Origin of the sequence: Segatella bryantii (assembly GCF_022024215.1) — a bacterium.
In the GTDB taxonomy this organism is placed as follows: domain Bacteria; phylum Bacteroidota; class Bacteroidia; order Bacteroidales; family Bacteroidaceae; genus Prevotella; species Prevotella bryantii.
In genome coordinates, this window is record NZ_CP091798.1 from 1,977,307 (window position 1) to 1,993,190 (window position 15,884).

The following is a 15,884-nucleotide window of genomic DNA, read 5'->3' on the forward strand; positions in this document are numbered from 1 at the left end:
CCATAGAAAATAACAATAAAAGAAAGGAGCACGAATATGACATTCGACAAATTTACAATTAAAGCTCAAGAAGCCATACAAGAGGCAGCAAATATTGCACAAAAAGCAGGAGAACAAACAATAGAACCTGTTCACCTTCTTGCTGGTATCATGAGCAAAGGGAAAGATATAACTAACTATATCTTTCAAAAATTAGGTATAAACGGTACTGCTATTGAATATGCTGTGCAACAGGAAATAAACCATTTGCCTAAAGTACAAGGTGGACAACCTTATTTGAGTAATGATTCAAACAACGTATTACAAAAGTCCTTTGACATATCTAAGAAATTGGGCGATGAATTCGTAAGCATAGAACCTATTTTACTGGCGCTATTAAATGCAAATTCAGCTGCTAGTAGAATATTAAAAGACTCAGGTTGCACCGAAAAAGAGATGCTAGCTGCTATTCAGGAACTTCGACAAGGTCAGAAAGTGCAAAGTCAAAGCGGAGACGAAAACTATCAGGCTTTATCCAAATATGCTAAAAATCTCATAGAAGAGGCTCGAACAGGAAAACTCGACCCCGTTATCGGACGTGATGAAGAAATCAGACGGGTGCTCCAGATACTGAGTAGAAGAACTAAGAATAATCCAATTCTGATTGGCGAACCTGGTACAGGTAAGACTGCTATTGTAGAAGGATTGGCGGAACGTATTGTCAGAGGAGATGTTCCTGAGAATCTAAAGAATAAGCAACTCTACTCGTTGGACATGGGCGCCCTTGTTGCCGGTGCGAAATATAAGGGAGAATTTGAGGAACGTCTTAAAGGCGTAATTAAGGAAGTTACCAATGCAAATGGTGAGATTATTCTCTTTATCGATGAAATTCATACACTGGTTGGAGCAGGTGGTGGTGAAGGTGCCATGGATGCTGCAAACATTCTAAAACCTGCTCTTGCTCGTGGCGAACTTAGAGCTATCGGTGCCACTACTTTAAATGAATATCAAAAATACTTCGAGAAAGATAAAGCATTAGAACGTCGATTCCAAACTGTACTTGTAGATGAACCTACAGAAGAAGATGCCATCAGCATCCTTCGTGGTATCAAGGAACGATACGAAAATCATCACAAGGTACGTATCCAGGATGATGCTTGTATTGCTGCTGTACATTTATCAGAACGATACATCAGCGATCGATTTCTACCTGATAAAGCGATAGACTTAATGGATGAAGCTGCAGCTAAACTCCGCATGGAGCGCGATTCTGTTCCAGAAGAATTAGACGAATTAAACAGAAGACTAAAACAGCTTGAAATCGAACGAGAAGCGATTAAGCGTGAAAATGATACCGACAAAATCGCTCACCTTGATAAAGAAATCGCTGAACTAAAAGACAAAGAAAAAGACTATCGCGCAAAATGGGAAGGCGAAAGAGCTTTGGTAAACAAAATTCAGCAGGACAAACAGGAAATAGAAAATTTGAAATATGAAGCTGAACGCGCTGAACGAGAAGGTAATTATGAGCGTGTAGCTGAAATAAGATATTCTAAATTACAACAACTGCAACAGGATATTGACAATATCCAACTTCAATTGAAGGCAACCCAAGGTGGGGAAGCAATGGTACGTGAAGAAGTTACTTCTGATGATATCGCTGAAGTCGTTAGTAGATGGACTGGTATTCCTGTTACCAGAATGCTTCAGAGTGAAAGGGAAAAGCTCTTGCATATGGAAGAAGAACTTCATAAGCGGGTTATTGGTCAGGAAGAAGCCATACGTGCCGTGAGCGATGCCGTGAGAAGAAGTCGTGCTGGTCTTCAGGACCCTAAACGACCAATAGCCTCATTTATCTTCATTGGCACAACGGGTGTAGGTAAAACAGAATTGGCGAAGGCGCTGGCTGACTACCTATTCAATGATGAAAATATGATGACGCGAATCGACATGAGTGAGTATCAGGAAAAATTCAGTGTTTCACGGCTCGTAGGAGCGCCTCCAGGATACGTAGGATATGATGAAGGTGGCCAACTCACTGAAGCAGTAAGACGCAAACCATACAGTGTTATTCTCTTCGATGAAATCGAGAAAGCACACCCTGATGTATTCAATATACTTTTACAAGTATTAGACGATGGACGATTGACTGACAATAAGGGTAGAACTGTCAACTTTAAAAATACGATTATCATCATGACAAGCAATCTGGGTAGCAACCTTATCCGAGAAAAAATGGAAGAGGCACACGGAGTGCTCAGTAATAACGAGCAAGAAGAGCTCAACCATCAGATTATGGATATGCTGAAAAAGACCATTCGTCCGGAGTTCCTTAATCGTATCGATGATACGATTATGTTCCTGCCACTAAGCAAGCCACAGATTAGAGAAGTCGTACGCTTGCAAATGAATAGTGTATCAAAGATGCTTACCCAACAAGGTTTCCAACTCCAGATAACCGATGCTGCAATAGATTATCTTGGTGATGTCGGTTTTGATCCTGAGTTTGGAGCACGACCTGTTAAGCGAGCCATCCAACAGTATGTGCTCAATGATTTAAGCAAGAAAATTCTTGCCGAAACTGTATTACGCGACAAACCGATTATCATTGATGCAAATATGCAAGGATTAGTATTTAGAAACTAAAATACAATGCACTTACAAAAAATCCTGGAAAAGTATTGTAGCTTTTCCAGGATTTTTTTGTAAGACATATAATGCTTACTCACATAGGATAACACCCCCCATAGGCTGCAAGACAACTGCGATTTTACCATTCTTGCCAACTTTTACTTGCTTCATTTCAGAGTCAGCAACAATCTGTCCTTTCTTCTTATTTTTGTCCAAAAGTAGTTTCACTGTCTTGCCAGCAAACTCAGGTAAATCCAAAAGGACCTTGATAGGTTGTTCCGTTCCATTAATACCAGCAGCCATCCATGTATCACCATACCGACGAGCAACACAGAAATATTTAGTCGGATAACCTGCTAAGAAACGAGTTTCATCACACTGACTTGGAATCTTCTTCAAGAAATCGATTTTCCAGTCAGATAGTGTTTTCTCTGACTCAGGCGTTATTTCTACACAATTAAACGCAACTTGATTCGTGATAGCCGTAGCCATTTCAAAGACATCACTTGTATAACGAGGATGACGAGACTTATTATCGCGACTCATATATCGGTTCATTATAACACCACCCCAATCAAAAGCACCCAACGTATTTCTACCAAATGGATGCATGGTCAGCTCAAATCCTTCTTTTTTAGCATGATGTTCAGAGAAGAAAACATTTTCACTGGCTAATGCCGCTTCACTAGCGATATAGTTCGGATACATACGCTCCCAACCACGAGGCATAGTTGCACCATGGAAAATAACATATAAGCCATAATCATTAGCATCACTTAGGATATCCTCATACAATTTTATAGTTTCCTGCTTATCCCCTCCAAAGAAATCAACCTTAATGCCTTTGATACCATTTTTTTGCATCCAGGCCATTTCTTTCTTTCGATTAATGCTATTATTCATAATATCGCGAGGACCCTGAGGGGCGTCGTTTGCATAACCATTGCTATTATACCAAAGCATCAAGTTTACCCCATTATCCTGTGCATAACTAGACAGCTTTTCGATACCACTATGTCCCATAGACTCATCCCAAAGTCCATCTACAAGACAATATTCGTATCCCATTCTACTTGCTAAATCTATAAACGAAACCTGATCATTATAGTTGATAGAATTATCTTGCCAAACCAACCAACTCCATGTATAACGACCAGGCTTATAAGTATATTTACGATCATACAAAGGCTTTACGACATCGAATGGAATAGTTGTTTCTACAATTGGCTTTAAAGATGCCCCCACTGTAATCGTTCGCCAAGGAGTCACTCCAGGCAATCCAAATGCAGCAAAGGCACTTCCCACACCATTGTTTTCTCCTTCCTGTGGAAAAGCAATGGTATAGCCTCGTTGAGCATTCCAATCACTCAATCTACTTGCACAATAATGACTATCCACGCCCGTTTCACTAATCAGAACCCATCCTTCGTTTCCTACATGAAAAAGACATGGAAAAGTATAACCTACACCAAATTGAGACTTTTCGGAAAGTTTAGCTTCTGCAACATATTCTTCTTCATACGAAGGCTTACTACGCTTCCAACCTGTCATAGGAGTAATCTGAGGACTTAAAAATGTTGTTGTCGATTGTGGAAGTTTAAAACTACTAGCCTCTTCTAACACCTTGACGATTTTGGTCTCACCACTATTCTGTTGAGGAATTAAATAACGATAAGCTACATTATTATCAGAAACTTGAAAAACAATTGTTATCTGATGATTTTGAACCGTAGAATATGTTACCTCTAGTTTATTAGCCGTATAATGCACTTTAGAAGCTTTAGTTCTATCCATCGTGTAAGTATCCTCTATACGTGAAGATTCCTCTTTTACAAATTTGAGATCTTTGGTAAAATCATCAATATCAGTACGAAGCCCCAAGCCTGAAGGTTCGAGCATAAGCATTCCATCATACTCTACTTGATAATTTAAAAGGCCTCCATCATCTACCAACTTAACTATAGTTTTACCATTAGGAGATGTAACAACTCGATTCTCAGCCTTCATCGAAAACGAAGAAAGCAAAAAAAGACAAATAAATATAACTTTTTGCATTTTTAGATTGTTAGGTTATTGATTCTATAAGAAGATAGTTTTTATAATTAAAATCATATACAAATATACAAAAAAAATCGTCTCGACATCACGTCGAGACGAATTTCTTCATTTTGAATGTTTCAGCAGTTTGTGTTTTTATGTAGTTATGATCTCTTTTTTTGAAAATCAGTTATATTAAAACCACTGCAAAGATAATGATAATAATTGATTTACATCAAAATGGAATTCACTTTTTACGCAAATTTCAACGTAAACGTTTGCGGTAGTTAAAGTACCTATATAGGGTTTAGCAGATACTATTTTGCAATTCATCTACACTGACAATAAGTGGAAAATTGACACTATTTTTACTAAAAAATCCCTTTTTTCCTATGATCTTTTAATCTATACCCTTTAGTTTTTAAAACAAATACACACCCGTCTCACTTTTTTTTTGTAAGTTTGCATACATAATTTAAAAAAAATTGCATGAAAGAATTCGTAATATCAGAAGCCAAGGCTGAAACAGCTATTCTAGTTGGACTCATAACTCCAAACCAGAACGAGGAAAAGACTAAGGAATACCTTGACGAACTCGAATTTTTAGCAGACACAGCTGGGGCTGTTACTGTAAAGCGATTTACGCAAAGAGTAAACGGACCAAGTCAAGTTACCTATGTAGGTAAAGGTAAACTTGAGGAAATCAAACAATATATCAAAGACGAAGAGGATAACGAACGAGAAATTGGTATGGTTATCTTTGACGACGAACTTACAGCCAAACAAATTCGAAATATCGAAGGGGAGCTTGGCGTCAAGATATTGGATAGAACTTCACTTATCCTAGATATTTTTGCTATGCGCGCTCAGACAGCAAATGCTAAGACTCAAGTAGAACTTGCCCAACATCGCTATATGTTGCCACGTCTTCAACGCTTATGGACTCACTTGGAACGCCAAGGAGGTGGATCAGGTTCAGGTGGTGGTAAAGGTTCTGTTGGTCTACGTGGTCCTGGTGAAACCCAGTTAGAGATGGACCGTCGTATCATTTTACAACGTATCACTTTGCTCAAGAAGCGACTTGAAGAAATCGATCGTCAACAGTCTACACAGCGTAAAAATCGAGGACGCCTCATCCGAGTAGCCTTGGTAGGATACACCAATGTGGGTAAATCAACTACCATGAATTTGTTGTCAAAAAGCGAAGTATTTGCCGAAAACAAATTATTTGCGACCCTTGATACTACCGTACGAAAAGTCGTTGTCAAGAATCTACCATTTCTATTGGCTGACACAGTTGGATTTATTCGTAAACTTCCTACAGATCTTGTAGATTCTTTCAAGAGTACACTTGACGAGACCCGAGAGGCAGACTTGTTAGTACACGTGGTAGATATTTCTCACCCTGACTTTGAGGAACAGATTAACGTTGTAGAACAGACACTAAAGGATATTGGTTGTACAGATAAACCTAGTATGATTGTTTTCAACAAGATTGACAATTATACATGGGTGGAAAAGGAAGAAGACGATTTAACACCTTCAACCAAGGAAAATATTAGTCTAGACGAATTAAAAAAGACTTGGATGGCTCGTATGCATGACAACTGCATTTTCATTTCTGCCAAGACTAAGGAGAATGTCGATGAGTTTAGAGATATTCTGTACAAGAAAGTACGCGAGCTCCATGTTCAAAAATATCCTTACAACGACTTTCTATATCCAGAAGTTGAATAAAACCGGATAGTCCCCAAGATAATATTGACGAAAATGGACGAATATAGATCACTAACAGAAGAAGAAATACAAATTCTTGAAAAACAAGGATGTATAGCAGAAGACTGGACAGCTATCAATGTTGCAGAAGATTTCAGTCCTCTCTATCTCAAGAATGTAGAATTCTCTGGAGAAATATACTTGGGTGTCTTTGAAAAGAATATCACATTTGAAGATGGCTTTTCAAGACACAGTGGCATTCGTCATGCTATTCTTCGCGACGTAACAGTTGGAGATAATTGCTTGATAGAAAATATTGGTGGTTATATCTATAATTATACCATCGGTGAAGATAGCATTCTCGTCAATATCGGCAAAATTAACACTTCCACAGAATATACTTTCGGTAGAGGAAATATTATATCTGTAATCAACGAGTCTGATAACGGAAACACCATTCTTTTCGAAGGACTTACATCCAACATTGCAGCATTAATGGTGAAGCATGCAGATGATAAGGAATTTAAATCGTCCATGTGGAAATTAGTCAGAAATGTCATTCAAAGCAACACACCCGAACGCGGAGAAATCGGCTATGGAGTGAAGATTACGAATACCTTGGAGATTACCAATTCTATCATCATGGACCATTGCGAAGTTAATGGAGCTTCACGTATTTGTGAAACAACTTTATTCACCTATCCGATGGATGCAGATTCTGGAATATTCATTGGGAATGATGTCATTTTGGAAAACAGTATAGTTGTAGCTAATGCTTCCATTATGGATGGTGCCAAGATCAATAATTGTTTTGTTGGAGAAGCCTGTCATATTGGTAAAGGCGCATCAGCAGATAATTCTCTCTTTTTTGCCAATAGCTATCTTGATAACGGAGAGAGTTGTGCTGCATTCTGTGGACCTTTCACCGTTAGTCATCATAAGAGCACTTTACTTATCAGCGGACAATATTCCTTCTATAATGCAGGAAGTAACACAAATTACAGCAATCATGCCTACAAAATGGGACCTATCCATTGGGGAATCATAGAACGTGGAAGCAAAACTGCCAGTGGAACACATATTCTATGGCCTGCTCAAATAGGAAGTTTCTCTATGTGCATGGGGAAAATACAAAATCATCCTTGCACCCTAGATTTACCTTTCAGCTATATCTTTGGTAGTAACGATAGCACTTACTTGGCACCAGGAAGAAATATTACCACTGTAGGAACATATCGTGACATTTCAAAATGGCCAAAACGAGATATGCGCGTAAGAAGTGGAAAAAACAGCATTATCAATTTCGACTGGCTCAATCCGACGACTATACAAGAATGTTGCCGAGGAAAAAAAGTTTTGGAAGATTTACGCACAGAACAAGGCGAGCACATGGCTAGCTATATCTATAAAGGTTGTAACATTCGTAATAAGTCATTAGAAAAAGGCATAAAATACTACGATTTAGCTATTAGGCTTTTTATTGGAGAAACACTTCAAAAACACTTGGATATCGATTTACCTTCTACAAGTATAGGCTCTGGCGAATGGAACGATTTAGCAGGCTTAATTTTACCAGAAGAGAAAGAACTGGAGCTTATTGACAATATCAAGAATGGCTGTATCACTAGCTATTCTGAATTACAGGAAGAAATGCAAAACATACATGCACATTATGAAGAATACAAATGGGCATGGGCATTCCGAATCATTCTAAGTTTCTATCACTTAGACACTATTGGACAAGAAGATATTATCCACATTCAACAAGATTACCAGCAAGCTCTGAATGAATGGAATAATGCTATCAAATACGACGCTGAGAATGAATTCAAGATGGGCGATGTGGCCATCGAAACACTCAACGATTTTTTAAACAAACAAAAATACTAACTTATATATAAAAAATAAAAACATTATGGCAAAAGCACCAGATTTTAAGTATGCTCCTATGTTTCAAGTACAGAAGGACGATACTGAATATCGACTGATTTCAAAAGAAGGTGTATCAGTTGGTGAATTTGAAGGTAAAGAAATCTTAAAGGTAAGCAAAGAGGCACTCACCTTATTGGCACAGCAGGCATTCCACGATGCAGAATTTATGCTTCGTCGTGAGCATAATCTGCAAGTTGCAAAAATTTTGAAAGATCCTGAAGCAACAGAGAATGATAAATACGTAGCTCTGACTATGCTTCGCAATGCAGAAACAGCTGCTAAAGGTATTCTACCTTTCTGCCAGGATACAGGTACAGCCATTATCCATGCTGAAAAGGGACAGCAGGTTTGGACAGGCTTCGAAGATGAAGAAGCACTCGCTCGCGGTGTTTACAACACATATACACAGGAAAACCTTCGCTATTCACAAAATGCCCCTCTCAACATGTACGATGAGGTAAATACTCGTTGCAACCTTCCTGCTCAGATTGATATCGAAGCTACTGAAGGTGCAGAATATCGCTTTATTATGGTTGCTAAAGGTGGCGGTTCAGCTAACAAGACTTACTTCTATCCAATGACTAAAGCTACCATTCAGAATGAGGGAACCCTCCTTCCATTCCTCGTTGAAGAAATGAAGCACTTAGGAACAGCTGCTTGTCCTCCATATCATATCGCTTTCGTTATCGGTGGTACTTCTGCTGAGAAAAACTTGCTCACCGTTAAACTTGCGTCCATTAAATATTATGATAATCTTCCTACTACAGGTGATGAGACGGGCCGTGCTTTCCGTGATATTGATCTAGAGAATAAACTTCTTGAAGAGGCACATAAAATTGGTCTTGGAGCACAGTTTGGTGGTAAGTACCTAGCACACGATATCCGAGTTATCCGTTTGCCACGACATGGTGCAAGTTGTCCTATCGGTATGGGTGTAAGCTGCTCAGCAGACCGCAATATCAAGGGTAAAATCAATAAAGATGGTATCTGGCTGGAGAAGATGGATTCTAATCCTGGCGAACTAATTCCTGAAGAATATAGAAACCCTGGTGAAGGTGGCAAAGGTATCGAAATCGATCTCGACAAGGGTATCGATGCTGTTAGAGCCGAATTAACTAAATATCCTGTTTCAACTCGCGTCGTTTTGAAGGGTACTATTATCGTAGCTCGTGATATTGCACACGCTAAACTGAAAGCAAGATTAGATGCAGGTGAAGACTTACCAGCATATTTTAAGGATCATCCTATTCTTTATGCAGGACCTGCTAAAACTCCTGAAGGATATCCTTGTGGAAGTATGGGACCTACTACAGCTAACCGTATGGACCCTTATGTTGATGAATTCCAGGAACACGGCGGTAGTTTAGTTATGATTGCTAAAGGTAACCGTACGCAAGTAGTTACAGATGCTTGCAAAAAACATGGTGGTTTCTACCTTGGTACTATTGGTGGCGTAGCTGCTGTACTGTCTCAGAGTAGCATCAAGAGCATCGAATGTGTAGAGTATCCAGAATTGGGTATGGAAGCCGTTTGGAAAATCAAAGTAGAAGACTTCCCAGCATTTATCCTCGTAGATGATAAGGGGCACGACTTCTTTAAGGAGCTTAAACCATGGGCACCTTGTGCAGGATGCAAGAAGTAATATACTGACCATTTATCAACAAAATAATAGTGTCTCGAATCTGCAAATTGTCAGATTCGAGACTTTTTTTTATGTATAATTTTGCTATATCCGTTTTTTGAAGTACCTTTGTACACGTATACAGATGTATAAGGGGGTGCTTGGGCGATTGCCCTTGCTGAGAATATACCCAACAACCTGATCCGGGTAATGCCGGCGTAGGTAGGACTACCCTCATTTTTTAATGTTTATAAAACTACAAGATGAAAAAGATTGTATTGTTTTCAGCCACACTTATTAGTGTAGCTGGAGCAAATGCACAGACTCACCTAGACACAACTAAGATTCATCAATTAGAAGATGTTGTGGTCAAAGGTGTCCGTGCTCAAGAAAATGCGCCATTTGCGATGGCAGATTTCAAGAAAAGCGATTTACAAAATTTTTCCAAATCAGGAAAAGAACTTCCATTCCTGTTTGCAAATACACCTGGTATTTTAGCCTGGAGCGAGAACGGACTTGGAATTGGAACTACTTATATGCGCATTCGCGGAGCTGCAGGTAGTCGTATTAATGTAACTTTAGATGGCGTCTCTCTGAATTCTCCTGAAGACCAAACTGTTTTTTGGGTTAATATGAATTCTTATGGTTCTCTCTTAGGTTCTGCACAGATTCTACGTGGTATAGGTTCCTCTACGAATGGTGATGGCGCTTTTGGTGGTACCATTTCTTTGGCAACAGCAACACCTAACTTTGAGCCATCAGCTGAAGTTACAGGTTCTTTTGGCTCATACAACACCTACCATGCTGGTGTTAATTTCTCTACAGGATTGCTTTGGAATCATCTCATTTTTGATGGTGCTTATCATGAGACAGCAACAGATGGATACCTTCATGGCACATCTGGTCGCTCGGGGTCTTACTATGGTGGCCTCACTTATATCGGTCATAATTTCCAAATTAAATATAAGAATATCGGAAACTTCGAAAAGACAGGTCAAGCTTGGAATGGTGTTACAGCTGGCAATGACGATTACAGTATGAATAGCTATATGGGCATAAAGACCTATGAGGATATGTATAACCTAGGCTTGGGCAAGTTCAATAGCCTCTATGAGAGTTTCACTCCTGATTGGGAAGGCGGATATACCATCAGCAGATACAAATTAGAGGATGGTACGTTCTGGGATAAAGCAACTGATAATTTCTATCAGAATCACAATATTTTATCAGTAACTTGGAATTCCTCTACCCACTGGTCACATAGTGCCGCTTTACACTATACCTACGGACATGGCTATTATAAGGAATTCCGTTCAAACAATAAGTTTGAAAAATTTGGAATGTATGCTACCTCTAAAGATGACAATAGTTTCGTTAAGAAATCTGATTTCATCCGCCGTAAAGGTATGACTCAACATACTTATGGTATTGTATACAATGCTAACTATAAGGATAAAAATTGGGACATCGTAGGTGGAGTAAACTTACAACAATTCCGCGCCAACCATTTTGGATATATCGACTACATTAAAAATAAATCAAATTTAAATATCCAAAAGCCTTATAGCGACAACAAGTACTATAATTCTGACGCACACAAATATGACTATTCTGTATTTGCAAAGGCTAATTACCACATCAACTCGATGTGGGATATATTTGCCGACTTACAGTATAGACACATTGATTATAAGACTAACGGTCTCAATGATAAGTTTTATAAAGTCAATAGTAATACCTATAAAAATCAGGAACTGAACATTGACAAGAAATATGATTTCTTTAATCCAAAAGCTGGTATTAGCTTTCATCAGAATGGACACAAGACGTATTTCTCTATAGCTTATGCTGGTCGTGAACCTGAACGCAACAACTTCACTGATAATGGTTCATATCCAGCACCAAAGCCAGAGCATATGCTCGATTTTGAACTAGGTTATCAGTTCTCTGGTAACAACTGGAATGCTGGTGCTAATTTATACTATATGAATTACGATAACCAGTTCGTGCAGACGGGAGCCAAAAGTGATATTGGCGAAAATTTAACAACCAATATCAAGAAAAGTTACCGTATAGGTATCGAACTCTCTGCTGATTGGAGTCCGGTAAAATGGTTTACAATCGCAGGTAATGCAGCTTTGTCACAAAACAAAATCAAAGATTTTGATGAAGTAGTTGAAACATATGATGAAAACTGGGTAGAACAGCCTTCAACGACTATACACTATGACAATTCTACCTTATCGTTCTCACCATCAACCATACTTAACGGCTTCCTCAATTTCCATTACCAAGGCATAAGTGCAGTTTGGCATACCAATTTTGTAAGCCGCCAGTATATGGATAATAGCGAGAATAAGGATAGATCGCTTCCAAGCTATTCCCAGACAAATATCAACCTGAAATATACTCACCATATGAACAAACACATCATGGGTATGAAGGAAGTTGTCTTCGGCATTGACCTAAATAATATCTTTAATCGTCATTATGCAGCAAGCGGCTGGGCTTATTCAGCTATCGTAGGCAAAGACTATCCCGCTGACAACCGCTACTACCAGCTAGGTTATGTACCTATGGCAGGCTTTAATATGATGGGTAATATTACATTACGTTTCTAAATGGAAAAATTTCTAATAGACCATTGGATGGATATATTAGGTACCCTTACAGGCCTCATCTATGTCTATCAAGAATATAAAGCTAGTATTTACTTATGGATCACCGGCATTATTATGCCAGTGATCTATATTTTTGTGTATTACGAAGCGGGATTATTTGCCGACTTCGGTATGAGTATTTACTATACTTTAGCAGCAATCTATGGATTTGTTGCATGGAAACTATTTAGCAACAAAGAACATAAAGAGGTACCTATTACTCACATCCCGAAAAGATATATTCTACCTACCATCATTGCATTTTGCGCACTTTGGGTAGGAATCTACCTTATCCTCATTCATTTCACCAATAGTAATGTTCCCATACTCGATAGTCTGGGAAATGCACTAAGCATCATCGGACTCTGGGCACTAGCTCGAAAATATCTGGAACAATGGTGGATATGGATTGTAGCCGACATAGAATTATCCCTACTCTATCTGTACAAAGATCTATTCTTTACAGGTGGCTTATATATATTATACGTCATCATTTCATTTGCAGGAATATGTAAGTGGAAAAAAATAATGGCAACTCAATAAATATCAGCTCTATGATTTTTCCTCTCATAACAGAAAGCTATCATCCGGAAGCCGTAATCATTGCAGGTGGCGACTATCCTACTCACCCCATCCCATTGGCTTTATTACGACATGCTAAATTTGTATGTTGTTGCGATGGAACTGCTCAGACCTATATCGAACATGGTTACATCCCCCATGCTATCGTTGGGGATGGAGACTCACTAACAGAAGAATTCAAAACAAAATATCAGTCTATATTTCATCATATTAGTGAACAGGAAGACAATGACCTTACCAAAGCCACACGATACTGTATGGCTAAAGGATATACGTCTATCTGTTATTTAGGAGCCACAGGTAAACGAGAAGATCATACTTTAGGCAATATCAGCCTTTTGATTCGTTATATGCATGCTTTTCATATTCAGGCTACCATGGTTACCGACCATGGATATTTTACTCCTGCAGAAGGAAAAAATCAGTTTGAATCTTTCCGTGGACAACAGATTAGTATTTTCAATTTTGGATGTACCACACTTTATAGTGAAGGATGCAAATGGAATACTTACGCTTTTGATGAACTATGGCAAGGTACACTGAATGAAGCTATAGGCGACACTATTACATTTGAAGGAAATGGAAAATACTTAGTATATCGTACTTTCAATTCCAAATAATATACATTTCTTGTGCTCAAGAACATGGAAAATCAATACATACGTAATCATGTCCACTTTTCGCAGTGAGACCTTGTCTGAAACTCGTAAGCTTTGAATATTTTCTTGCAGAATCAAATAAAGCCATTGTCAAAAGGCAGTGGCTTTATTTTTTTTTGTACCTTTGTGTCAACCTAAATAACTATAAAATTAAAAACATGAAAAGATTTGCCTTTAAAATGTATTTAAAACCTGGATGCGAAAAAGAATATGCAAAAAGACATGCTGCAATCTGGCCTGAGTTAAAACAAATGATAAAAGATGCAGGTGTAAATAACTACAGTATTTTCTGGGATAAAGAAACTAATCTCCTCTTTGCCTATCAAGAATGCAGTAAAGAGACCAATAGTCAGGATACCACTGATATAGACCCCATTACACAGAAATGGTGGGATATGATGGCCGACATTATGGATACAAATCCTGATAATAGTCCTATAAGTATACCAATGGAAGAGGTTTTCCATATGGACTAAATAAAATAAAAACTCCAAAACTTACGGTTTTGGAGTTTTTATTTTATTTTTTAAGTTTAAAAGAATTCTCTATACTTTGAATTTCATCAAAGAACTTCTTATCCGTTTTAAGACGAGTTTCCACCTGATTACAACTATGCACCACCGTAGAATGGTCTCGCTTTCCTACCAACATACCAATACGTGATGCCGGCATCTTTGTATATTTTTGACAAAGATACATAGAAACTTGACGAGCTATTACGTATTCACGTTTCCGGCTTCGGCTATTAATATTAGTGGATGTCACATTATAGTGATTACATACTTGCTCCAATATATCATCCACCGTTAATGGTCGATCATCGACTTTTACAGCACGCTCTATACAGCGTTTTGCCAACTTGATATCAATTTTACTATTATATACAATACTGTAAGCTAACAGCTGATTGATAGTACCTTGCAAGTCACGAACACTACAGTTAGCATTCTGAGCTATATAAGTCAGAACATCATCATGAATATCCAAGCCATCTCGCCGCATTTTGTGCTTCATAATATCAATACACAACTGTACATTTGGCTTTTCCATCTCGGCTATCAAACCGCAAGAGAAACGAGTCAACATACGATCTGGCATACCCGTCAAAGAAACAGGAGGTCGATCACAAGCCAGGATAATACGCTTATTATTTCTGAAAAGATGATTGAAGATATGGAAGAACGTCTCTAAAGTTTTAGTTTTCCCCATCCATTCCTGCACATCATCAATAATCAAGGTATCAATAGTCTGATAGAAAGCTATAAAATCATTGGTATGATTTTCAAGCACAGCCTGTGTATATTGCACAGAAAACAGTTTGGCACTGATATACAACACACGAGAATCAGGATACAGTTTCTTAATTTTTAATCCGATAGCATTCACTAGATGCGTCTTTCCACATCCAGAAGGACCATAAATAAAGAATGGATTAAACTGTGAGTTGTATGGATGTTCAGCTATAGAGACACCAACAGTACGAGTCAGTTTATTACTCTCTCCCTCCAAATAATTATCAAATGTTAATCGATTATTCAGATGAGAAGCAATATCCTGAGGTTTGGCTGCATCCGAAACGGAAGGAGCTTGATTAGTTTCTAAACTCGATTGAGGCTTAGGAGCCTGATCTGAAGGATCGGCCTCTATATTTTGTGTCGTCGGTGGATTTTTTACAACAACAACACGATAATTAAGCCGTACACCTTGCCCAAAGGTACGCGTCAACACTTTGGTTAATAAATCAACATAGTTAGCTTCCAAATACTCATAAAAAAAAGTACTTGGAATATTTAGCAATAATGTCTTCGTTGCTTGATTATACGATTCAAAGACTATTGGCTTAAACCATGTATTATATTGCTCTAAGGTAACATTCTCAGCTATGAGTGTAAGACTGTTGTCCCAAAGAGCTTTAGGACTTACCTGCATTTATTAAATTTAAGTGTTAAACATGCCAAACGGCATTATTTCTTACTATTGCGACTGCAAAATTACGAAAGTTTTTAGACATAAACAAATTACTTCATTTATAATTTTGATAAAGAACTCACATTAGCTCTTTAAAAT

Annotated in this window: 10 protein-coding genes; 8 read left to right on the forward strand and 2 right to left on the reverse strand. The window is 38.2% G+C overall.

Annotated features, from left to right (window positions below; all coding sequences use genetic code 11):
- Positions 1 to 36 precede the first annotated feature (36 nt).
- Complete coding sequence (clpB, locus tag L6471_RS12360; RefSeq protein WP_237797419.1) at positions 37 to 2,625, forward strand: ATP-dependent chaperone ClpB; 2,589 nt, start codon at positions 37 to 39, stop codon at positions 2,623 to 2,625.
- 75 nt (positions 2,626 to 2,700) lie between these two features.
- Here the strand turns inward: clpB and L6471_RS12365 are convergent, their stop codons facing one another.
- Positions 2,701 to 4,665 carry a glycoside hydrolase family 97 protein gene (locus tag L6471_RS12365; protein ID WP_237797420.1) on the reverse strand — a complete coding sequence of 655 codons (1,965 nt, stop codon included), beginning with the start codon at positions 4,663 to 4,665 and terminating at the stop codon, positions 2,701 to 2,703.
- Positions 4,666 to 5,136: 471 nt separating this feature from the next.
- Between L6471_RS12365 and hflX the strand changes: the two genes are divergently transcribed.
- The 7 genes from hflX to rhaM all read left to right on the forward strand — a co-directional run bounded on the left by hflX (position 5,137) and on the right by rhaM (position 14,293).
- Complete coding sequence (gene hflX, locus L6471_RS12370; protein WP_006282070.1) at positions 5,137 to 6,384, forward strand: GTPase HflX; 1,248 nt, start codon at positions 5,137 to 5,139, stop codon at positions 6,382 to 6,384.
- Between the two features lie 33 nt (positions 6,385 to 6,417).
- The gene (locus tag L6471_RS12375) at positions 6,418 to 8,253 is read left to right on the forward strand and encodes a DUF4954 family protein (RefSeq protein WP_237797421.1); all 1,836 of its coding nucleotides are present in this window, start codon (positions 6,418 to 6,420) and stop codon (positions 8,251 to 8,253) included.
- Between the two features lie 25 nt (positions 8,254 to 8,278).
- Positions 8,279 to 9,937, forward strand: a complete 1,659-nt coding sequence (locus tag L6471_RS12380) for a fumarate hydratase (protein ID WP_006282072.1) — start codon at positions 8,279 to 8,281, stop codon at positions 9,935 to 9,937.
- Positions 9,938 to 10,179: 242 nt separating this feature from the next.
- On the forward strand, positions 10,180 to 12,537 hold the full coding sequence (locus tag L6471_RS12385; RefSeq protein ID WP_237797422.1) for a TonB-dependent receptor: 2,358 nt from the start codon (positions 10,180 to 10,182) through the stop codon (positions 12,535 to 12,537).
- Positions 12,538 to 13,119 carry a nicotinamide riboside transporter PnuC gene (gene pnuC / locus L6471_RS12390; RefSeq protein ID WP_027453303.1) on the forward strand — a complete coding sequence of 194 codons (582 nt, stop codon included), beginning with the start codon at positions 12,538 to 12,540 and terminating at the stop codon, positions 13,117 to 13,119. It begins immediately after the preceding gene.
- A gap of 11 nt (positions 13,120 to 13,130) precedes the next feature.
- Positions 13,131 to 13,778: a thiamine diphosphokinase gene (locus L6471_RS12395; RefSeq protein ID WP_027453304.1), complete on the forward strand. Its 648-nt coding sequence runs from the start codon at positions 13,131 to 13,133 to the stop codon at positions 13,776 to 13,778.
- Between the two features lie 197 nt (positions 13,779 to 13,975).
- Positions 13,976 to 14,293: an L-rhamnose mutarotase gene (gene rhaM, locus L6471_RS12400; RefSeq protein ID WP_006282076.1), complete on the forward strand. Its 318-nt coding sequence runs from the start codon at positions 13,976 to 13,978 to the stop codon at positions 14,291 to 14,293.
- 43 nt (positions 14,294 to 14,336) lie between these two features.
- Here rhaM and dnaA read toward each other — a convergent pair whose 3' ends face one another.
- Complete coding sequence (gene dnaA / locus L6471_RS12405) at positions 14,337 to 15,746, reverse strand: chromosomal replication initiator protein DnaA (protein ID WP_237797423.1); 1,410 nt, start codon at positions 15,744 to 15,746, stop codon at positions 14,337 to 14,339.
- Between the last annotated feature and the right edge of the window lie 138 nt (positions 15,747 to 15,884).